We start from the raw sequence: 19,808 nt of genomic DNA on the forward strand, positions 1-19,808 counted from the left end.
GAAGCCTGGAACAAGCTGGTCGATCAGCCGTGGCGCATCATGACTATCGGACGCCGTAAATGGGCGCGTGGGTCGTGATCAATGCATCTTGGTATTATCCGCATCCTTGACGCCTTCATCGCTCAGCATCGCTTCACCTCCGCGCTTACGCCGGCAGATTGAGGCAAGCTACTCTGTGCAGCCACCTTGTTGGCTGTAGGGGAAGTTGCTTTTGATCCGGTGACCGGTTCCCGGACCAGAAGTCAGACGATAATGCGCGGGTTTTTCCCGATTTTAACTAAATCACATCGCTCCAGAGCGCGAAAGAGCGAGGCCATGGAAGCGATCTTCTAACCTAGCGCAAACTAGAGGCGGTTGTATTCACGCTGCCGATCGACATAATCTTTCGCGTGCGTGATGATTGGAGACGCTGAATGGAAGACCATCTGAAGGCCGCTGCGCTTGCGGCCGATATGTCAGATGCCGAGCTGATTAAAGCCTGGTCGGCCATAGGCGACCGCGACGATCTGACGAAAGATCAACAAGCTGTCATGGACGAAATGATCTTGAGGGGCTTATGCGATGAAGCGTGAGAGGCATCAGTCGGACACCATATTGATGATCGAAGCTTGCGTCCTCGCCCTGCTGATGATCATCAGCGCGGCCAGCGGGATCGTCAGTTTGGTAGACTGATACCAAAATGCATTGATCAGAACCCGTAAGCCCATACCGTCGTCCGAGGAAGATGACGTCCCAAAGCTGCTAGATGAGAGCTTGTTCCAGGCAAAGCAACGGTGGTCGACGATCTCGTCAGCGGCATCAGAGTGATGTCGGGCGGCACGAGCAGTTCCGCAGGCCCGCGCCCCGTCTTGATCGAGGCAATATTCCAGAGCCGCATGGACGTGGGCGTGGGACGATATGGCGAGATTTATGGCCGCCAGACGTCGAGCCATTACGGCATCTAGTTTCGTTCCGCCCTCTGACCACGACACTGTGATCAAGCCCGTCGGCGCACATCACCGACGCGGCACCGCTGCGCATCAGAATTTGACGCGGACGCCCGCCCGATACATGCATCCGATTACATCATACAGATTTGGGTTCACGAAATAGGGCGATTTTGCGGGGTCACGGTCGAAGAGATTGTCCACCTTGAAATAGGCCGTCACCTGCGGAGTGATATTATAGTTGCCGCCAATATCCATGTAGAAAGCGCCCGGCATGAAGTTTTGGTCGATTGTGGGGTGATTGTTCGCCGATTCACGGCAGCTCCCCGGCTGGCAGACAACATATTGATTGCCCAGCACGCCATCACTGAACCAACGCTCCAGGATCATGAACGAGAGATGCTCATTCTCGTAACTGTGGATCGCAAGGAACTTCCAGTCCGGCGCGTTACCCCAGATTGACCCCTGCCGAGGCCACTGGAATAGTACCGATCAGTCCTGAATCCGTTACGAACTTGCGCACATGGGTCGCAAGTCCGCGCAAGGTCAGACTGCCTGGCAGACCCTGAGGCTGCCGCCATTGATAGCTTGCTTCGATATCAAAACCGCTGGTGCCGATCGATGCGAGGTTGAATGCGCTGCACGCGACAGCGAAGCGGGATGCGCCACAACCTGCGCTCCATTCAGCAGCCGGGCAGCAAGTTCGGGCATCGTGATGTCCCCATCCTGCTCGACCCAGCCGATCAGCACAGCCCGATAGGGCGCCAGCTTGCCGCCACCGGGCGGAAGCCCTTGCCGCGCAGGCGCAAGCAATCCTGTCTACGCCGTCCGCTGCGCCAGACGCACGCCCGTGCCCGCACTCACCCCAAAGCGCCGCGCTGCACCTCGAGGTGACTGGCAATCGGCTATCTCTCCATTCACCCGCTCACGCAGGTCTCCCAAATAGGCTTTTCCCATGATCCACCTCCAACATCGGTCAATCACAAATTTAGCCCAGCAGGAATCCCAGCGATTCAAATTTCAAGCTCGATGCTCTAGCCAAAGCAGAAGCAGGCAGTCTTAAGTGTCTTCTGCCGGCGACCAGGCAATTATTGCTTCGCCAGCCACCTGCGATCCGACCTATTCAGTGCCCCGCACAACTTAAACATGGCTGGGACATAGTTCGGGTTCATGTCTTGATAGAGGGCGGCTGTCGCGTGTCGCTCGCCAGCTCCCAATTCGCTCGGCGATCAGAGAAGGCATACAAGACGAATGGAAAAGACGACTCCTCACATCATCGACAAAGACAGCCAGCCGACGATGTTGCCCACCCAACAGCGCGGTTCTCAGTTTTGAGCTGCTTGATCGCGCCGTTAGCACCTTTGGTGTTCCGGAAAAGATGCTGGGCAAAGCGAATATGCATTGCGGGAGGCGCAACATTCCAAAGAAAGCATTGAGGCAGCACTATCCAAGCGAAGCGGTACGTTAGAGTGGGCGTGGGGAAAGGTGAACCCGACGCGGCTATATTTCGGGGGGAAATAAAGGGGTGCGCGCCGGGTTCAGTTCTCAGGTAGCACCGTCGCAATAGCGGCGCCAGCCCCATCACGAGAAGGTGTTCCTGACGCGCGCCGCGATGACGTTGAACCTCGCCAGGAACGGTAGCAGAATAATCGCGTAGAAGAAGGCGTTCAAGCCCCCGTCTGCCTCAAGCGGGTCGCTACCAACTGAACTGCAGACGGGGTGTCCAGCGGACCGGGCAGTCTGAAACCGAATCGCGGGACGATCCGCGATAGGAATTTTTTCCCGGCTTAGGAAGCGGAATATGCTGACAAACGATGCGGTGACCCCAGCGCTGCACTGTGAAAAGGGAGTCTCAGCCATCAACGCTGGGATCCTCCGACGTCTACCCTCAACCCCCACGCTTAGGAATAAGGGCCATTACCGGTGGCGGGTGATACTGACCGGCTAACCGATTGCAAATACCGGTCAGTATCGGAGCGTCGCATGTTAGCCGCTCGTCGAACTCGCAAGTTTCTCACCAATTTCAGGGAGGTCATATAGGGTAATCGTCGGTTGCCGCCGGATGCAGGGATGATAACATAAGGCGTGAGCATCGACCCCGACCTTGACCACGAGCTTGTCGACATCGTTAACCCGCACCTTGAAGAAACTAAGGCAGAGCAGCCTACTAAATCTTCGGTGCGGTGGAACGAAATTTGGTTCCTGCTGGTGGGGTTCAGTTTGCTCTTTGGCCTGGTGGCCTGGATGCTTTTGATAGCCCCACAGGCCTCCGGCTAGATCATCCACCGCACGGCCCATAAGACTGCAACAATGTCGATCAGCGACCAGATGAACAGTTGCGTAGCGCCAATCGGTCCGCATCTTAATGCCATATGCTAAACATCGCGCCCCCTCATCGTTTCTAGTCCGCCACAAAATCACCGTTGCCCAGAGCGGGCGCGAGGCGATTGCACGAAAAAGCCCCGCAGCGAGCGATCGCGCGGGGCCAGTCGAAGGTCAGCGAGCAACGGGGGGAGATGCTCGTTGATGGCATTACACGTGAGCGAGAGGATCGTTCCACGAAAAACGATGCCGGGCTAGTTTGGCGGGCAGAAGCGGCAATGCTGGCGCTTCTTCTAGGGCACACGTGACGGCTTCGAGGGACCGCAACATTTTGCCGCGCATGTCATAATCCTTGAACCCCAGCGACTGTTAGGACGCCTCCGCAACTAGGTCGCCCAATGCTGAGATACCTGAGACGAAGATATGAAATGACACTACAGGGCACCATAGTAGATCCATCATCCTCAATATGGCTTGAATGGATGGCCGCTTCGATACCCCGACAGGACCATCGAGGCTCTCGCGGGCAGATGGCAGTTGGAAGCAAAAACTCATCTGCGCCCGGGGCGTATTGCTCTGCAATGACTGCGCCAATAGGCATCTGGCAAGTCGGATAGGCGCACAGGTTGGACCGACTCTATTCCTGATAGGAGATGAAATCCTCGACTGCTCAATCGTCCCGGAATTGGTTGATGCACTCAGCAATCATCGAACGATCAATGCGCTCCGCGATCGAATGCCATGCCGCCACCATTCCGGCATCGCCGGCAATGGCCGATTTTTCCGCCATTGAAGCGACATAGCCGAATGCTTCGGGACCATAGCAGGTCACGATCTTTTGAGCGATCGCCCAGAAAGTTTTATTTTCCAGTTCCACGCTGCTTTATGTACTGCATCTCATCTATTAGTGTCAGCCAAAAAATTTTGGCGGGTCGCTCACTGTCCGTCCAAAGAAATTTCAGCACTTAGCGTCAGCTAGCTTGGTAAGGGTTTACGCCATCATGGTATAGAGCAGGACGACGCTGCATAGCACATGCTTATGGCGACACGCGCTCTAAATACCTACAGCGCGTGAGGATAGCAAGATATGCCCTCGCCCCCTCATTGCTTATCAAGCGGCCGGCCGGTCCTTTCATCCATTAGCTGATCGATCCTTTGAGCGATCTCCCGCCAGGTCCGAGCGGACGCATCGTCGCCGGCGGTTTGCGCCTCCGCAATTTGCGCAGAAGCATATTCCGGTGCTTTCACGCCACACCGCTTTATTACCTCTTGCGCTGAGGCCCATAAGGTCCAGTCGTTCAGTTGCATGGGCGGTCCCTGGATGTTTGCCGGAACCATATCATTACCGGCGAGCGCCATCCAACAGGCAATCGGCCGGCCGCATGCCATCCATAAGCATGTTATCTCAGTCCAGCGAGAGCTCGCGCTGATATTGACTGTAGGCGGTGACGCGCGCCCTACGGAAGGCAGGAGGCAAAGTTCACATAAGAACAGATCATCTGCCTGCTGAAGGAGTAGACGGCTGGCGCGAAGACTGCCTATCTGGATAGTGGGCACGATGTGCCGAAGCGGCAATCTACAACTGGCAGGGCAAGTTTCGCGCCTTGTCGGTGTCGGTGGCGAAGCGGCTTCGGGCGCTCGAGGACGAGAAACCCAAGATGAAGCAGCTGGCACAGGTGATGCTCGATAATGCCGACTTCAAAGATTTTCTCACAACGCCAGCTGCCAGGCCAGCGGCTCGACGCAGGTGGAGGCGGCGCGGTGCCGTCGGCGAGCATGCATCGGCTCCCGTGCTGGCGCTACCCGACCAACGATGGACCACAGACTTCTTCCATGATGAGCGGGCGAAAGGGCCTTGTTCCGGATGCTCAACATCATCGACAGTGTCACCCGCAAGCGCGTATGCGCGGCGCCGGTCCTATCTCAGGCGTCGGTTGGTGCGAAATCTCACCTCGCTAATCGCCGAGCTGGGCAAGCTTGGGATGGTTGTCAGCGACATAAGCACCGAGCGGACCTCGAACGCCGTCCTTGCCTGCTGCGGCAACGTTTAGCGGCACTACATCCCAGCAATTTAGCCGATGGAGAACGGCTGCATCGAATGCTTCAGCGGTGGCGTGCGCGACGGGCTGCTCAACGAGACCCTTTTCCTGAGCCTAGACCCTATCCGCATGATGATTTGCGCCTGTCGCCCGCCGTCGGGCGGACTACAGATCCAGCAGCTTCCTTATCGTGGGACGGTCCGCAAGATGCTCGAATGGGGTATTGGCTCTCCACGGCAGCAGGCATATCTGTCAGGTCACGCGCCCCACCCTTAATCCAGGCAAGGCTCCACCGACACATATTGATCAATCAGCTGAGCTCCGCCAAAAGCAGTGAGGAACGCAACATCGGCCGCATCCCGTCCCACGCCAATCTTCGCCATGCCAGCTTCGCGCGCCATACCGGTAGCATCGACGAGATGCCATTCGCCGCCAAGGAAAATCTCGGCCACCGCATGAAAATCGGGAGGATCAACGCCAAGGGCATAAACGCTTGCTATCCTGGCGGGAATACCGGCAGAGCGAGTCAAAGTGATAAGGAGGTGGGCATAATCGCGACAAATGCCGCGTCGGGAAATGAAGGTATCAGCCGCAGTTGTCATTATGTTGCTTGAACCGGGAACATAGCGCAGATGGTCATGTACCCAGTCCCGCATAGCCATCACAAGCTCGCCGCCCTCAAGCGTCCTGAACTCCTCTTTCACAAAGCTCTGAAAGCGATCAGATTCGCAATAGCGGGAAGAAAGTAGATAGGGAATTGTTTCACCGGGCAGCAGATGCGGCGGCACCCTCTGCAGCTGTCTGCAGTCGGCCAGATTGCGGTTGACGATTATTCTTGCTCGGTAGTCGACCACCATCTTGCCCGACATGCGCAACCAAATCCGCTCCCCGATACAGTCTTGCGCAGGGACATGGGCGATATGATCGGCCTGAGGAAGAATGATGTCCTTCCATTCTATCGCCTGCTCGGGAATATCAGCTGCCTCGATCTGCAAAAGCAGATCCGTGGGGCCAGACAGCTCATAGTCAAGATGTACATGGACGTTTAGTTTCATACGCACTCCATCCCGACAATAATTTTAGATTAAAACGTCTACAAAACTATTTTTTCATAAAACCTAATAATTCATCAAATGAAAATATGTAAAAGACTTTATGCTGACGCTAATACCATTTTACCTGACTTTTATAATCATCAAAACTATCCGATATTTGAATAACCTACTGTGGATAGATATTCGAGCACGACCATGCTTTCACGCGTAATTCTTATATGATCAAGCCCTGCAACGCCGCGACGCCACCGTTTGTAACGATGGCGGCAACGTTGAACGCTATTCTCTAGCGGGCAAGATCATGGTGCCGTTTCGGGCGTTCGAGAGAAGATCTCGACCAGCCGCTCGCAAAAAGCAGGCAGATCTTTGGGGTTGCGACTGGTGATGATGGCCTCGTCGACAACCACCTCCTGGTCCACCCAATTGCCACCTGCATTTTCGATATCAGTGCGTAGCGTCGGAAAGGACGTTACAGTCCGCTCTTCGAGCGCACCGGCCTCGACCAGCAGCCAGGGACCGTGACAGATAGCGGCGATGGGCTTTTTCTGCCTCGCGAAATTGCGCACCAAGCCGACCACCTCCTGACTAGCCCGCAGCTTGTCCGCGCCAACGGTGCCGCCCGGGATGATGAGCCCATCAAATTCCTCGGCCGAGACGTTCGCCACCTGCTTGTCCACGGCATAGGCGTTGCCAGGATCAAGGTCATTATTATTGGTTTGCGCCGCGCCGGCTTCAAGACTGATTATCGTGATTTTACCGCCCGCTGCGATGACTGCATCGCGAGGCTGGACAAATTCCGGCTCCTCAGTTCCTTTCGGGGCAATCAGAATGGCTATGGATTTTCCTTCAAGGGTCATGATGGTCTCCTGCAAAAAATTGATTCAGGCAAGGTCTGTGCCGCAGAGCCGCGCTTACCTGCGACGCCCTGCGCGATTCCTACCTGCATATGCGCCGGCAGTTGCCTATGTAACGGAAGGCCGCGGCTGGTTTCACCATAGCTCATGGCTCCTGCTCGTGCAGTGTTCGCCCGCGTCACCGCCGCCATCACCTTGTCCAGTGACGACATTTTCGTCTCCGTTGTCACTGAAGCTGCCGTCCGGCCTTATTTCCCCTGCTGCGCAGCGAGAAAGCCCGCCGCATCCAGATCGACCTTATATTCCCGGTCCCAAAGACGCAGCGACGCGCAGTTTTTGAGAAAGCCCGCGATGCTTTTCGCGTCAGTCAAGGCGATCAGCCCATCATCCATGTCGCTTTCACCGATACCCGCTGCGTCGATCAACGGCAGCGCGTCTTCGGTATAGCCTATGAATTTCGCATGGGCGAAAGCGTCGCTGACGAAGTCCTTGGCCGTTTTGTCCAAAGCAAGTTGCGCCGCGCCATCAGGAGCGAGGAGTAGGGCAACCGCGTCGTAGAGCACTGATGGACCGCCATCGATCTTTTGCTTGGCGTCGACCATGCTCCCATCGTCGAGCCTTGCGCCCGCGATCTTTGGCGCGATGATTTCAAAAGTGGCACCGGCCGCTTCCACGCCCGCAACAAGTGCCTTGAGCAACTTGGATGGCGCTTCGTCACTGACCAATATGCCAAGCTTGCGACCGGAAAAACTTTCCGGTCCCCGTGCCACGATGCTGAGTGCGGGCGACGGGGGGAGATCGGTGCGGGTCGCTACCAACGCTTGCGCCGGTTCGGGCAGTTCCGTGAGGCCAAGACCTCCGGCAACTACGGTCGCAAGCGTCTCATCGATATGGCGCAAATGACCCACGATCCTTTCGCGAATGTCAGCGCGTTCGCATTTCGACAGCTCGAAAACCAGTGCATCGCCAATATGCTTTTGCTCGATAGGCGTCTGGCTGATGAAGAATTGCCGCGCCTGGCTATAATGATCGGCAAAGCTTTCGGCACGGACTTGCACCTTTGCCCCATTCACCTCCTGCGCAAAATGGCGATAGCCCCTTGTCGGGTCGGCCCGCGGATTATTATCGCCTGGTGCCCAACTATTAGGTTCATAGTTCACGCGCCCCTTCGGGTTACGCATTGCCATATGCCCGTCCTGCTGAAAATTATGGAAGGGACACCCTTTGGGAGCATTGATCGGGATATGGGTGAAGTTGGGACTGCCCAACCTCTTGAGCTGGGTATCGAGATAGGAGAAATTTCGACCCTGGAGCAGCGGGTCGTTCGAAAATCCGATGCCAGGCACAACATTTTGCGTGCAAAATGCAACCTGCTCTGTCTCGGCGAAGAAATTGTCTACATGATTGTCGAGGACAAAACTGCCGATGATCTTTACCGGAACCTGTTCCTCGGGGATGATCTTGGTGGCATCGAGTATGTCGAACTCGAAATTTTCGGCAAAATCCTCGTCAAAAATCTGAACGCCGAAATCCCACTCGGGCGGGTTGCCCTGCTCGATGGCGTCCCAAAGGTCCCGACGATGGAAATCGGGGTCGGCACCATTGATCTTGACTGCCTCGTTCCAGAGGACCGATTGCAGACCTTGCCGGGGCTTGAAGTGGAATTTGACAAATACGCTCTTTCCCTCAGCATTGATGAGGCGGAAGCTATGGACGCCAAAGCCTTCCATGAACCGGAAGGAGCGCGGAATGGCTCGGTCCGACATGGTCCACATGATCATGTGCATGGATTCAGGCGTCAGACCAATAAAGTCCCAGAAATTGTCATGCGCAGTCTGCGCCTGAGGGAAGCCGCGATCGGGCTCCTGCTTGGCCGCATGGACCAAATCAGGAAACTTCATTGCGTCCTGAATGAAGAATACCGGGATGTTGTTTCCTACAATGTCCCAATTTCCTTCCTTGGTGTAGAATTTGGCGGCAAAGCCCCGCACATCTCGAGCCAGATCGAACGAACCCTTATTGCCGGCGACCGTCGAGAAGCGCACGAACATCGGCGTCTGCTCACCAACTTCCGTCAGCATTTTCGCCGTGGTGAATTCTTCCAGGCTCTCAGTCAGCGTGAAAGTACCATGCACGCCAAAACCTCGTGCATGTACGACCCGCTCGGGGATGCGCTCATGGTCAAAATGAAAGATTTTCTCGCGAAAGTGAAAATCTTCCAGCAAGGTCGGGCCGCGTTCGCCCACACGCAAAGAATTTTGGTCATCGGCAACCGGCACGCCTTGCTGGGTCGTGAGAACCGGACTGGCCTCTGCGGGCAGCTGATGCAATTCCCCGCCAGTGCCGATCTTTGTCTCAAATTCGCCAGCCTGGGTATCGGCCCCATTGTCCTGATCGATCTTGCGCGCCATGCGACCTCCTCCTTCTGCGTTAAATTCAGGGCTGTCGCGGAATGCGCCGCTTGGACGCCCGCTGCGCATGGAAGCGCGCAGCCGCGCCTATGTTCCCTGTAATCGACCAAGACTGATCTGCATCAGTGAGATTCCCGCTCTTGCAGAAGAACATCTGCCCGCTCGCACGCGATGCGCGTGCTGGAGCTATTTTTGATCGTGGCAGTTGCTCGCTCATTGGCGGCGATCGGATGGCCTTTAGTCCATAGCCTCACGCAGCGCTTATCACCCGGCCCCACACCCGAGGATGTGCCTTTCGGCAAGCGAAGGCGCCTGTTCTTCTGGTTGCCGGGACCTGACAAGTTCCGCCATGGTACGGCTCGGCAGTTCACATCATGAGGATGTCAAGAGGGCCGCAGGGTGGGAACGAGTCTGGCGCCGCGCGAATTATCCCTTTGTCGAGCAAGCGATGAGGTCGGGACCCACTGATGCCGCGCAAAGCTCAAAAAGCTGAAGTAAAGTCGCTCGAAGGGCTCGCGCGTATCATTCCAAGCGTGATTTCGCCGAACGACCGAGCCGTCGGGCAATACGACAGCCACCAGCGGTAAAGGCTTTGTTGTGCAGAAGCACGACGCAACGCGGTTACACCATGATTTTCGCCTCGAGCTCGATGGCACGCTCAAGGGCTGGGCTGTTACGCGCGGCCCCAGTCTTGATCCCAACGACAAGCGTCTCGCCGTCCGTACAGAAGACCACCCGCTCGACTATGCACGCTTTGAAGGGACGATCCCCAAGGGGCAATATGGCGGCGGTACCGTCATGTTGTGGGATAACGGCATCTGGGAGCCAGTGCCGGGCAAGGATGCAGTCAAGACACTTGGAGAGGGACATTTGCACTTCATCCTGCACGGACACAGTATGAAGGGCGAATGGCTGCTGATCCGGCTCAAGCCTCGCGGCAAGGAAAGGAGCGAGAATTGGCTGCTTCGTAAGATCGCTGATGAGCATGCCGCAGGCTCGGACGATCTGGTTGCTATACATCTCACAAGCATCCAAAGCGGTAGAACCATGGCGGAAATCGCTTCGGGAGCTGCGGCTAAGACAAAGAAAAGGTCGGCCAAAGGCAGGGGTTTGGCAAAGCAGAGGAAGGAAGATGCCCGCGAGAAGCACATTGATGTGCCTCCTCCCTACCAGCCCGTACAACTCGCAACACTTGTGGATCATGTTCCTGCTGGCGATCGCTGGCTTCATGAGATGAAATTCGACGGCTACCGAACCTTGATTTCGTGTGCGGTGGCGATGGCAGGGCATATACGCGCTCGGGTCTTGACTGGTCGGACCGCTTTGCGTCGATCATCGCAGAGGCTGTCGCGCTCAATGCCCGTTCGGCCCTCATTGATGGCGAGGCCGTGATGATCGACGCGCAGGGAAGGACAAGTTTTCAGGCGTTGCAAGCAGCGCTCAAAGGCGATCCTGGCGAGATCCTCTATTATGCCTTCGATCTTCTCGCTGTTGACGGCGAGGACCTGACGAGCCTTCCTTTAATCGACCGCAAGAGGAAGCTGGCCGAGCAGATCGGCCAGGGATCTCCACATATCCGCTACTCTGCCGCGATGCACCGTCGGGATTGTTGCCCATCCAACACATCCAATCAGGCCTTCCTCTTCGGCAACGAGCATACCGACACCGGCCTTGTCGCCGGTAGAGAGATATGTGGCGACATCCTTTCTTGTCCGCTTGATTCCGCGAAACTCGCCAAGCAGGGCGCAAATAGGGCTTATGTCTCGTTTCGTGGGTTTACGCAGCACAACTGGTCGGGAGGCTGCTGGATTGTCAAAAACAGACCGTTTGCGCATCAATGGCTCGCTGGCCTTGGCGCTTGTCGGTCTGCTGTGAGATGATCCCCCCTTTCCCCTAACCTCGATTAAATTTCTGGCCCGAACGTCAGACACTCTTTGTTGGCGTGCCCCCTTTGACGGGCGTGCCTTGTCCGTGCCGGGCTTCTCTTGGGTCTGCTCTCTCCCGGCTCGCCCAGCTGAACCAAGCGCGAATGTCGCCGATGCCTTCCAGCTGTCGAGTGTGCCTGAGCGCAGATAGGCTTCGATCTGCTCTGGCAATGCAGTGAGGCCCTCAGGGCCGACGCCCAGCACCGGCTTGCCTGCGGCATCTGTCAGCCCGTATCGAGCAAAGTCACCAGCACCCGGTTTGCGCCGGCGCGACTTTAACAGCCGGAACCCGCGATGCTGCGCCATCTCCCGAAGCATATCGGGGTCAACATGGTGATCGCCCATGAAGCTTCTCGCCTATTATAGCCGGTCATGATCATATGATTTGCGGGTCAAGCGCGTTCCCCCCGGTGGGCGTAAAGATCGCGATATTGTCAGCTGGCGGCGCGAGAAATCCCCAGCAATCGCGCCATTGCTGGGCACAGCTCGCCTTCATCCTCCATTGCATATTCGCTGCCCCTGGAGCAGGTAGATATCTCATAGGTTGGACGAAGTTCATCAAGATGCAGTCCTTCGCGAGAAAACTCCGTCCGCCATCTTGATACCAGCTTAATTTGAACTCTCCATGACGCACCCGCGGAGATTATCAAACAACCCACCCGGCTTGGCCGGAGTGGGCAGGTATGAAGACTGCGAGAAGGCTCGCACCGACAATACGAAGCCCGATGATCCTGGTTCCTCCAGCCAAGTGACAAAATTGCAACAACTGCAGATTAACGACCGTCGTGTGAAACTAGCTCGCGATCCAACCTGTTCTATGCTCGACCTATCGCAACGAACAGGGATTTGTATGAAAAAGTTTCTTGCCGCCGCAGCGGTTATGGCCGCCTTCCCCGCAGTTGCCTTTGCGCAGGAAACTGCTCCCGATGGTACAGATGCTTTCGGGATTGAGCCTTATGTCGGCGTTTTGGGCGGCTATCACACCTTCGATCGCGGTTCTGAATTCGGCGACATTCCTGGCGAAACAATCATGAATGGCGCGCTGATCAGCGGCATTGCCGGTGTCAATGTTCCGCTTGGACCGGTCTTCGTCGGTGTTGAAGGCAACGCCACCAAGGGCTTTAGCGACATCGACTGGGAATATGGTGTCAAAGGTCGCTTCGGCGCTCGCGCTGGTGAGAGCGGCCTGATCTATGCCTCGGCTGGCTATCAGTGGGTCAATGGTAAGGGCGGTTGGCCCGATCGCAAGGACTGGATGTACGGCGCGGGCGTTGAAGTGGGGCCCAAGGAAATCGGCCTCGGCGGCGTCACGGGCAACAGCGGCGTGCGCCTGCGCGTGCAGCTCGATACCTATGACTGGGACAGCTTCCGTCCCATGGCCGGTGTCATTTTCCACTTCTAGAGTGCTGTGACGTTAGTAGCTCCGTCCGCGAAACCAGCGGACGGGGCTTTTAAATTCCTTCCCAAATGCTCCCATCGCATCCGTGCTGGAAACCTTGCCGGGTAGCGATGTCAACTTCCTATCATGATGGCGCAGACTTTTCGGTGGAGAGCCCTCGCAATCACCTTGGTGACATAGCTGGGTCATATTGCGCCCGCAGCGTCGTGACGCGACCATCATGTCACCGTTCTCAGCTGATCGATATGAGCATGTAAGGTAGAAAGAGGCGTTTCACCATTGCGTTATGACCAAGCGGGGCGGTGAACTGCCGCGATGCTCGACCGGGCGAGCGCCGATTAAGACAGTTGAGCTCTTCCACATTGCTCGAACCGCTGCTGGCCTGTGCCGGGCCATGTTTTCTATCGAAACATCGAGATCGAACGTTGATAACGGAAGCTGCGATCCCAATGGATCGCATAGTAATGCGACATCCGGCAGGGGCTGGAACGCGTTCTTTGCAAGGCACGCATACAGCTACCGCGCCGGTCCATCTGGAACATTCATATCCGGCATTTGTTCTAAAATCGGGTGGCCGATGGCCGCAATCCATATCCCTTGTAGAGGAGGACCAACCATGTTCCGCTGGGCTATCATTCTGGCTGTAGTCGCCGTCATCGCTGCCCTTTTAGGCTTTGGCGGCGTCGCTGGCCTCTCCGCTGAGCTCGCCAAGATTTTCCTTCTCGTAGCGGTTGTACTCGTTGTCCTTGGCTTCTTTTTCGGCCGGGGTGGTAGAGTAAGGTAACTGGCGATCTAAAACCGACGATTTCCTGTTTCGCCTTTTTTTGCATCCGCCACAGCCTAACGACCCTGAAAAGCGCGAGATATTGCGAATTTTCGGGGTCGATAGGCTGTTTGATGTTTCCGCTGCGGGCAGGCCAGTGCGCCCTCTCCCGAAGCAATCGACAAGACTATCGAAACCTATGCGAGATGCCCATCCCTCCAGTATCCGTAACGGGGAATTGCCCAGCGCTCCAGCCGGCCGTCGGCTCTGGGTTAAGCTGAGCAGTTCAGCAGGAGTGTCGTCCGGGCACCAGGAACCCCGCCGCGCGTTGATAGCGGACATCACCATGAAAGGATCCCAATGCCCCATCACAAGGAACGTCCTGCCCGCAAGGCCACCAGTCGCCTTGCACTCTACCTCGTCTTCGCATTCATCGTTGCAGCCATCCTGGCTTTCATCTGGGTCAACATGCACGCTTGACCGGACGATAGACCCTTAGTCCGACCCAGGCTTCGCCACCGTGCGCGCCAGTTCATCGATCTGATCGACCGGGATACGTCTTGCTATCATCGCCATAGTATCCGGCGGCAAGCGCGCGTCGATGACATTATCGTCTTGCTGCCAAAGCCGCAGGCGCGCAGCGAGATAGCCTGGCTTCTGCCCTTCAAGAATGGGCGCGGCCTTGCCGGCCGCATGACAATTGCTGCAGGCGGGCAGGGGCTGGCCGAAACGATCCAGCCCCGGTGAACTGCGTGTGGTCGCAATATTCGCCAGCCCAGGCATCGCAGAGAAATAGGTCGCGAGCCTCGCGATGTCCTCGCGCCCGGTCGTTGCAAGCGCCGTCTGCATGACTGCACTGGTGCGCTGCCCCGACCTATATTGGCGCATGCTGGCGACCAGATAGGCCGCGCTCTGCCCAGCCAGGACCGGAATATCGGATTGCCCTCTCCCCCGACCATCGACGCCATGGCAGCTTGTGCATGCCGACAAGGTTGCCGGAGCAACGCCGGGCAGACGTCTTTCCTCGCCAGCCTGGGTCAGCGCTTGATATTGCGCCGCCGTCATCTGCGGCAAGCGACGGACGAAAGCGGTCATGCGCCTCACCTCGTCCGGTCGATCAGCCGCCGCCCAGGCCGGCATGCCGGTGAATTTGACGCCATGCCGGATGATCCAGAATAATTCGCGATCCCGCCATTCCCCTGCCGTCCGGGCGAGATCTGGCGCTGGCGGGGTTGCCTGCTGCATCACGGGTGATGAACGCACACCCGGCGCGCCATGACAGACCTGGCAGGCCTGACGAAAATGCCCCGCTGCACTGACCAGTCCCTCATCGTCGATCGGATCAGAAGGCGCGTCCAGCCAGGCATAAGTCCGCACGGAATTGCGCATCGTCCAGTGAAGGAACCAGTCGGTGACACGCCAATGGCCCGACGACGCGGAAATCTGCATGGCCCCGGACCATGCGAACAGCATGCCGAAAATCCCAAGTCCGAGCAACGCGGCGATCGCGCGCTTCAAGCTGATGCGAATGATCATGCCGCCCCCCTCTGGCGAAGGAGGCTCGCCAACAGGACAAGACCGCCGATGAAATAACTGGCCCCGCCCACCAGCAGCATCAGGACGCCGCCCAGTTGCTGGTCGATCAGTGGATCCATGCCGGCCAGGTGATGATCCGCAGCCGCGTAGAGAGGCCTTGGCGCCAGGCCGATCAGGACACCAAGCAGGGTCATGTGCATCGATGTCAGCAACAGGGCACCGATGCCAGCGGCCCGATGATCGGCGCGGAGCACCGATGACCAGAGCAGCAGACCTGCTCCGAGGAAACAGAGCTGCTCGAGCCCGAGCAATGGGAAGGAGGTCATTGTCGCCGCGCGAAGGGCCGGCAGGTGCCAGAGCCAGACCGTGACAAGTTCCACCAGCATCATCGCCATAGGGGTTATGAGGGCGGGCCAGAGACGCGCAGGATCAAACCGCCCTTGCGACAGACCAAGGGCAAGAAAAGGCGCTGCAAGCGCCACGGCAATCATATGGCCTGCCATATGGCCAGTCATGCCAAGCGGAACGCCAGCCAGGAGCCAGCCGATCGGTACCAGCGCTACGCCGGCGGCAAGTGCGGCGCGTTTCATCGGCAATCCCGCAGGAAGATGACCGGAAGCGCCGTGAACAGCACCCCGACGAAGCTCAGCCCTGCCAGGAGCAAGGTCGACTTGGCCAGGAAACGCAGCCGGTCGATCCGGGTCGAGTCCTCATGGGGCGGCGGATTGCCCGGCAGGCGTGCCTGCGCCCAGGCGATCCATCCCGAAAGCCCGATCAGCAGCAGCGCAAGCATCGTGCCGATGACGAACAATAGCGGAAAACTGGCAAAGCGCCCGGCCTTGGCACAGGAGATGGCCGCCCAGAGATAGGAGGCGAGGAAATGCCCTGCCCAGATTGCTGGTGGAATGATGAGCGTCCAGAGCGTGACCTTGAGCCGCTCATGCCATTTGCCTCGTTCGCTCATGCGACCTCCGGAAACAGCCCGATCGTCGCATAGGTGACGATCGCGGTGAGCGCATAGAAATGCATGTAGACGGTGACGTTGCGCAGATCCGCGTCATGGACCGGGTCCATGCGTCCGGCGAGACTGCGGGCCAGCGCATAGCCCTGCATGATGGCGGCAACACCCGCATGACCCGCTGCCCAGATGGCGAGCGTCCACACGATTGCAGGATAGCTGTGCGCCTGCGGGTCCATGCCATGCGTCCAGGGGCCGGCAAGCCCCGCCCCGATCCCGGCAAGGCTGAGTAGCAGCGCGACCATGAGGCAGAGCCGTGCCATGCCGACATGCTTGCTGGCATGCACCTCGCGCGCGCCAAGCGTCAGCAGCCAGCTTCCAAGCCCTAGGAAGAGTGCGAGCATGGGCCAGGCCATGCCGGGCCCGTCCGCCAGAGCGACCGGCGGGAAATCTGCATGACGGGTCCAGAAGAAGAAATAGCCGAAGACGAGCCCGGAAAAAGCCGTCGCATCGGCCATCATCGTAATGAACATCGCCCACCAGCCTGGCGCCGAGGGCCCGGAGAGATAGAGCGGCAGCTCAAGGCCGTGGCCGATCGGCTTGCAGGGCTTTTCAGGAATTTCGGCCGTCCCGGTCCAGAGCCACCACAGCGCCATAGCGAGTGTGGCACCACCACTGACGAGCGCAGCCCAGTAGAGATGATAGGTGGTTAGGATGAAGACCCCGCCGAGCGCGACCGCCGTCAGCATCGGCTTGATGCTCGGGGTTCCCAGGCGGATCACTGCCAGTGGCCGGGCATCAAGGACGCTCGTGACAATCGTCTCGCGTCGCCCTTCCTCTGCATCGGGCAGGAAGAAGCGGCCCTCATCCACCTTGCGCACGAAATCTGTCTGGTCCCAGATCGGATAGCGGCTCTCGATCAATGGCACCGACCTTATGCCCCAGTCCTCGTCCTCGGGATGGGCGAGCCACTCAAGGGTGCCGGCATTCCAGGGATTGCGGGCGGCCCGAGCCCGGCGCGGAGAGAGGCTAAGATCGAGGCAAATCACCGCCACCCCCGCGGCAAACAGCCAGGCCCCCAGGGTGGAAGCCATGTTGAGCCCGCCCAGCCCCAGTTCGGCCGGATAGGTGAAGACGCGCCGCGGCATGCCCATCAGTCCTGAAAGATGCATCGGGAAGAAGGTCAGGTTGGCACCGACAAACAGCATCCAGAATGCGATCCGGCCAAGCCGGTCGGACAGCTTCTTGCCTGTCACCAACGGCCAATAATAATAAAGACCAGCAAAAAGCGGCATCAGCGTGCCGCCGATCAGCACATAATGAAGATGGGCGACGACGAAATAGCTGTCATGCGCCTGCCAGTCGAACGGTGCCACCGCCACCATCACGCCGGTAAGGCCGCCGATCACGAAAATGGCGAGACTACCGGTCGCATAGAGAAGAGGTGTGGACCAGGTGACCCGCCCTGCCCACAGCGTCGCGATGAACACGAATATCTGGACGCCGGTCGGAATGGCCACGGCTTCAGAGGCGGCCGAGAAGAAGGCCAGGCTGATCTTTGGCAGCCCGGTGGTGAACATGTGGTGGACCCAAAGCCCGAAGGACAGGAAAGCGGTGCCCACGGCCGCCAGCACGATCCACGGATAGCCCAGGAGATGGCGGTTGGCGAAGGTCGGCACCAGCATCGCGAACAGCGCGATCGAGGGCAGAAATATGATGTAGACCTCGGGATGACCGAAGATCCAGAACAGATGCTGCCACAAGAGCGGGTCCCCGCCCCGGCGCGCATCGAAGAAGGGCCAGTCGAGCAGCCTTTCCATTTCGAACAATATGTCGCCCGCAATGAGCGGCGGAAAGGCAAAGAGGATCATCACCGCCACGACCAGAATGTACCAGGCATATAGCGGCATGAGATTGAGCCGCATGCCAGGCGGTCGACATTTGAGCACGCCGACGATCAGTTCGACTGCGGCCGCGACCGACGACACCTCGATGAAGGAAAGACCGAGCATCCAGATATCGGCCCCCAGCCCCGACAGATCGGTCCGGGTGGTCAGCGGAGGATACATGAACCAGCCGCCGTCAGGGGCGGCATTGAAGAAGATCGATCCCCCGACGAACAGCCCGCCGATCAGGAAGGACCAGTAGCCAAAGGCCGACAGGCGAGGAAACGGCAGGTCGCGCGCGCCCAGCAATTGCGGCAGAAGGATGATCGACACCGCCTCGAACATCGGCACGGCGAAGAGAAACATCATCATCGAGCCGTGCAGGGTGAAGAGCTGGTTGAAGGTACCAGGCCCCACCAGATCATTGTCGGGCACGGCAAGCTGGGTGCGCATGATGAGAGCGAGCACGCCGGCAAAGAGCATGAAGCCGAAGGCGGTCAGCACATACCAGACGCCCACCTGATTATTGTTGCAGTCGGTCCAGCGCAGGAAGACCCCTCTGGGCGGCGCCCACACCGCGCGCAACCTTTCTTCCTGCGCCGCGCGAAGCGCCGGGTCATCCTGATCGTGGAGGCTCATTTCAGCCCCTTGAGATAATGGGCAATGGCAATGGCCTCCTGCTCGGACAGCTGGGGATAGGCGGGCATGCGCGCGCCTGGCTTTGCGATCTGGGGCGCACGGATGAAGGCGGCGATATTGGCGGTGGTCGGTGGCAATATCCCAGCCCCCAGCGTCCGCCTCTGTCCAAAACGGCTAAGGTCAGGCCCGATTGCCGCATCATGCGCGGTTCCCCGGATGGCATGGCAGGCGCCGCAGCCATGCGCATCGAAGAGGGACCGGCCCCTCGATGGCACTAGGCCCTTGCCGGCGCCGCGCGCGCCCGCCAGCCATGCGTCGAAATCAGCCGGGTTCATCGCGATCACGTCGAAGGCCATTAGCGCGTGCGACAGGCCGCAGAATTCCGCGCAAACGCCCCGGAAGCGGCCAGCATTTTCGGCGCGCACAACCAGCCTGTTGGTCCGTCCGGGGATCATGTCCATCTTCCCGGCAAGACCGGGAATCCAGAAACTGTGGATCACGTCCTGCGCGCCGAGTTCAAGGATCACCGTCCGCCCCACGGGAAGGCGGATCTCATTGGCAGAAACAAGTCCAGGCCCTGCGCGTGGTGCCCCATAGGCGACCCGCCACCAGAATTGCTCGCCCTCGACGCGAATGGTGAGGTCGCCAGGCGCTGTCTCGCGCGGGCGCATGGCAGGCAAAGCATAGAGAAGCAGCGCGCCAAGGATCAGGGCCGGGCAGATGGCGCCCAGCCACAAGATGATCCGCATGCCGCTACGATGGCTGAGCGCCCCTGCCGGAGCGCGAAGCGCGCGAACATAGATGAGGACCATGACCGTCACGATGATCGCCGCGCCGATGGTCAACAGGATCGCCATCTCGCGCACCTGCCGTGCTTCGGCGCCGAAGACATGGAGGGCCGACTGCTGCGCATTGCAGGCGCCAAGGCCGAGCAGTGAAATGGTCCAGAGCCATGGATTGCGCATTGCGCCCGCGTCACCCCTTTCGCGCCGCATCCGTGTGCAGCGTCTTTCATGCCAACACGCGAAGCGGCATCCGGTTCAAACATTTCTGTTTCGTAACAAGCGGATGAATTGCTGGTGTCGGCGAAACCAA

At 58.4% G+C, this 19,808-nt stretch carries 17 protein-coding genes and 1 pseudogene; 5 read left to right on the forward strand and 13 right to left on the reverse strand.

Annotation, left to right across the window (positions count from 1 at the left end; all coding sequences use genetic code 11):
* The first annotated feature begins 413 nt into the window (after positions 1–413).
* Positions 414–572, forward strand: a complete 159-nt coding sequence (locus tag JQK15_RS15450; protein WP_214866314.1) for a hypothetical protein — start codon at positions 414–416, stop codon at positions 570–572.
* A 6-nt stretch (positions 573–578) separates the two neighbouring features.
* Here JQK15_RS15450 and JQK15_RS15455 read toward each other — a convergent pair whose 3' ends face one another.
* Both JQK15_RS15455 and JQK15_RS26895 read right to left on the reverse strand, forming a co-directional pair.
* Positions 579–932: a hypothetical protein gene (locus tag JQK15_RS15455; protein ID WP_214866315.1), complete on the reverse strand. Its 354-nt coding sequence runs from the start codon at positions 930–932 to the stop codon at positions 579–581.
* A gap of 87 nt (positions 933–1,019) precedes the next feature.
* Positions 1,020–1,316: a hypothetical protein gene (locus JQK15_RS26895; RefSeq protein WP_353047205.1), complete on the reverse strand. Its 297-nt coding sequence runs from the start codon at positions 1,314–1,316 to the stop codon at positions 1,020–1,022.
* A 1,695-nt stretch (positions 1,317–3,011) separates the two neighbouring features.
* Here JQK15_RS26895 and JQK15_RS15465 point away from each other — a divergent pair.
* Positions 3,012–3,203, forward strand: a complete 192-nt coding sequence (locus tag JQK15_RS15465) for a hypothetical protein (protein WP_214866316.1) — start codon at positions 3,012–3,014, stop codon at positions 3,201–3,203.
* A 715-nt stretch (positions 3,204–3,918) separates the two neighbouring features.
* Here JQK15_RS15465 and JQK15_RS15470 read toward each other — a convergent pair.
* The 5 genes from JQK15_RS15470 to JQK15_RS15490 form a co-directional block, all read right to left on the reverse strand.
* Entirely contained in the window at positions 3,919–4,125 is a 207-nt protein-coding gene (locus JQK15_RS15470; protein WP_214866317.1) for a hypothetical protein, read from the reverse strand.
* A 224-nt stretch (positions 4,126–4,349) separates the two neighbouring features.
* Positions 4,350–4,556 carry a DUF6961 family protein gene (locus JQK15_RS15475; protein WP_251007773.1) on the reverse strand — a complete coding sequence of 69 codons (207 nt, stop codon included), beginning with the start codon at positions 4,554–4,556 and terminating at the stop codon, positions 4,350–4,352.
* 1,003 nt (positions 4,557–5,559) lie between these two features.
* On the reverse strand, positions 5,560–6,342 hold the full coding sequence (locus tag JQK15_RS15480) for a transglutaminase-like domain-containing protein (RefSeq protein WP_214866318.1): 783 nt from the start codon (positions 6,340–6,342) through the stop codon (positions 5,560–5,562).
* 299 nt (positions 6,343–6,641) lie between these two features.
* On the reverse strand, positions 6,642–7,199 hold the full coding sequence (locus JQK15_RS15485; protein ID WP_214866319.1) for a type 1 glutamine amidotransferase domain-containing protein: 558 nt from the start codon (positions 7,197–7,199) through the stop codon (positions 6,642–6,644).
* Positions 7,200–7,444: 245 nt separating this feature from the next.
* On the reverse strand, positions 7,445–9,607 hold the full coding sequence (locus JQK15_RS15490; RefSeq protein WP_214866320.1) for a catalase: 2,163 nt from the start codon (positions 9,605–9,607) through the stop codon (positions 7,445–7,447).
* A 517-nt stretch (positions 9,608–10,124) separates the two neighbouring features.
* Between JQK15_RS15490 and JQK15_RS15495 the strand changes: the two are divergent.
* From JQK15_RS15495 to JQK15_RS27665, 3 genes and pseudogenes are all read left to right on the forward strand, one after another.
* Positions 10,125–11,193 (forward strand): annotated as a pseudogene (locus JQK15_RS15495) (DNA polymerase ligase N-terminal domain-containing protein); the annotation flags it as partial.
* Between the two features lie 1,189 nt (positions 11,194–12,382).
* Positions 12,383–12,934 carry an opacity protein gene (locus JQK15_RS15500; RefSeq protein ID WP_214866321.1) on the forward strand — a complete coding sequence of 184 codons (552 nt, stop codon included), beginning with the start codon at positions 12,383–12,385 and terminating at the stop codon, positions 12,932–12,934.
* A 391-nt stretch (positions 12,935–13,325) separates the two neighbouring features.
* The gene (locus JQK15_RS27665) at positions 13,326–13,715 is read left to right on the forward strand and encodes a DUF1328 domain-containing protein (protein WP_502956825.1); all 390 of its coding nucleotides are present in this window, start codon (positions 13,326–13,328) and stop codon (positions 13,713–13,715) included.
* On the opposite strand, the gene JQK15_RS27670 is transcribed toward JQK15_RS27665, so the two are convergent.
* From JQK15_RS27670 to JQK15_RS15530, 6 genes are all read right to left on the reverse strand, one after another.
* Entirely contained in the window at positions 13,599–14,042 is a 444-nt protein-coding gene (locus JQK15_RS27670; protein ID WP_502956827.1) for a hypothetical protein, read from the reverse strand. The genes JQK15_RS27665 and JQK15_RS27670 overlap by 117 nt on opposite strands.
* Positions 14,043–14,189: 147 nt before the next feature.
* Positions 14,190–15,230 carry a c-type cytochrome gene (locus JQK15_RS15510; RefSeq protein WP_214866323.1) on the reverse strand — a complete coding sequence of 347 codons (1,041 nt, stop codon included), beginning with the start codon at positions 15,228–15,230 and terminating at the stop codon, positions 14,190–14,192.
* Complete coding sequence (locus JQK15_RS15515; protein ID WP_214866324.1) at positions 15,227–15,820, reverse strand: cytochrome c oxidase assembly protein; 594 nt, start codon at positions 15,818–15,820, stop codon at positions 15,227–15,229. The genes JQK15_RS15510 and JQK15_RS15515 overlap by 4 nt, the downstream gene beginning before the upstream one ends.
* Positions 15,817–16,194: a hypothetical protein gene (locus JQK15_RS15520; RefSeq protein ID WP_214866325.1), complete on the reverse strand. Its 378-nt coding sequence runs from the start codon at positions 16,192–16,194 to the stop codon at positions 15,817–15,819. The genes JQK15_RS15515 and JQK15_RS15520 overlap by 4 nt, the downstream gene beginning before the upstream one ends.
* Positions 16,191–18,713, reverse strand: coding sequence for a cbb3-type cytochrome c oxidase subunit I (locus tag JQK15_RS15525; protein ID WP_214866326.1), 2,523 nt, complete (start codon positions 18,711–18,713; stop codon positions 16,191–16,193). Before JQK15_RS15525 ends, JQK15_RS15520 begins: the two co-directional genes overlap by 4 nt.
* Complete coding sequence (locus JQK15_RS15530; RefSeq protein WP_214866327.1) at positions 18,710–19,678, reverse strand: cytochrome c oxidase subunit II; 969 nt, start codon at positions 19,676–19,678, stop codon at positions 18,710–18,712. The genes JQK15_RS15525 and JQK15_RS15530 overlap by 4 nt, the downstream gene beginning before the upstream one ends.
* Between the last annotated feature and the right edge of the window lie 130 nt (positions 19,679–19,808).

It is taken from the genome of Sphingobium sp. BHU LFT2 (assembly GCF_018604485.1).
Lineage (GTDB): Bacteria > Pseudomonadota > Alphaproteobacteria > Sphingomonadales > Sphingomonadaceae > Sphingobium > Sphingobium yanoikuyae_A.

Excerpts from the sequence above, each read along its gene's own strand:
- JQK15_RS15480 (WP_214866318.1), bottom strand. The coding sequence starts at position 6,342 with ATGAAACTAAACGTCCATGTACATCTTGACTATGAGCTGTCTGGCCCC.
- JQK15_RS27670 (WP_502956827.1), bottom strand. The coding sequence starts at position 14,042 with ATGGTGATGTCCGCTATCAACGCGCGGCGGGGTTCCTGGTGCCCGGAC.
- JQK15_RS15485 (WP_214866319.1), bottom strand. The coding sequence starts at position 7,199 with ATGACCCTTGAAGGAAAATCCATAGCCATTCTGATTGCCCCGAAAGGA.
- JQK15_RS15450 (WP_214866314.1), top strand. The coding sequence starts at position 414 with ATGGAAGACCATCTGAAGGCCGCTGCGCTTGCGGCCGATATGTCAGAT.
- JQK15_RS15475 (WP_251007773.1), bottom strand. The coding sequence starts at position 4,556 with ATGCAACTGAACGACTGGACCTTATGGGCCTCAGCGCAAGAGGTAATA.
- JQK15_RS15530 (WP_214866327.1), bottom strand. The coding sequence starts at position 19,678 with ATGCGCAATCCATGGCTCTGGACCATTTCACTGCTCGGCCTTGGCGCC.
- JQK15_RS15520 (WP_214866325.1), bottom strand. The coding sequence starts at position 16,194 with ATGAGCGAACGAGGCAAATGGCATGAGCGGCTCAAGGTCACGCTCTGG.
- JQK15_RS15510 (WP_214866323.1), bottom strand. The coding sequence starts at position 15,230 with ATGATCATTCGCATCAGCTTGAAGCGCGCGATCGCCGCGTTGCTCGGA.
- JQK15_RS15500 (WP_214866321.1), top strand. The coding sequence starts at position 12,383 with ATGAAAAAGTTTCTTGCCGCCGCAGCGGTTATGGCCGCCTTCCCCGCA.
- JQK15_RS27665 (WP_502956825.1), top strand. The coding sequence starts at position 13,326 with ATGTTTTCTATCGAAACATCGAGATCGAACGTTGATAACGGAAGCTGC.
- JQK15_RS15525 (WP_214866326.1), bottom strand. The coding sequence starts at position 18,713 with ATGAGCCTCCACGATCAGGATGACCCGGCGCTTCGCGCGGCGCAGGAA.
- JQK15_RS15515 (WP_214866324.1), bottom strand. The coding sequence starts at position 15,820 with ATGAAACGCGCCGCACTTGCCGCCGGCGTAGCGCTGGTACCGATCGGC.
- JQK15_RS15455 (WP_214866315.1), bottom strand. The coding sequence starts at position 932 with ATGGCTCGACGTCTGGCGGCCATAAATCTCGCCATATCGTCCCACGCC.
- JQK15_RS15490 (WP_214866320.1), bottom strand. The coding sequence starts at position 9,607 with ATGGCGCGCAAGATCGATCAGGACAATGGGGCCGATACCCAGGCTGGC.
- JQK15_RS26895 (WP_353047205.1), bottom strand. The coding sequence starts at position 1,316 with ATGATCCTGGAGCGTTGGTTCAGTGATGGCGTGCTGGGCAATCAATAT.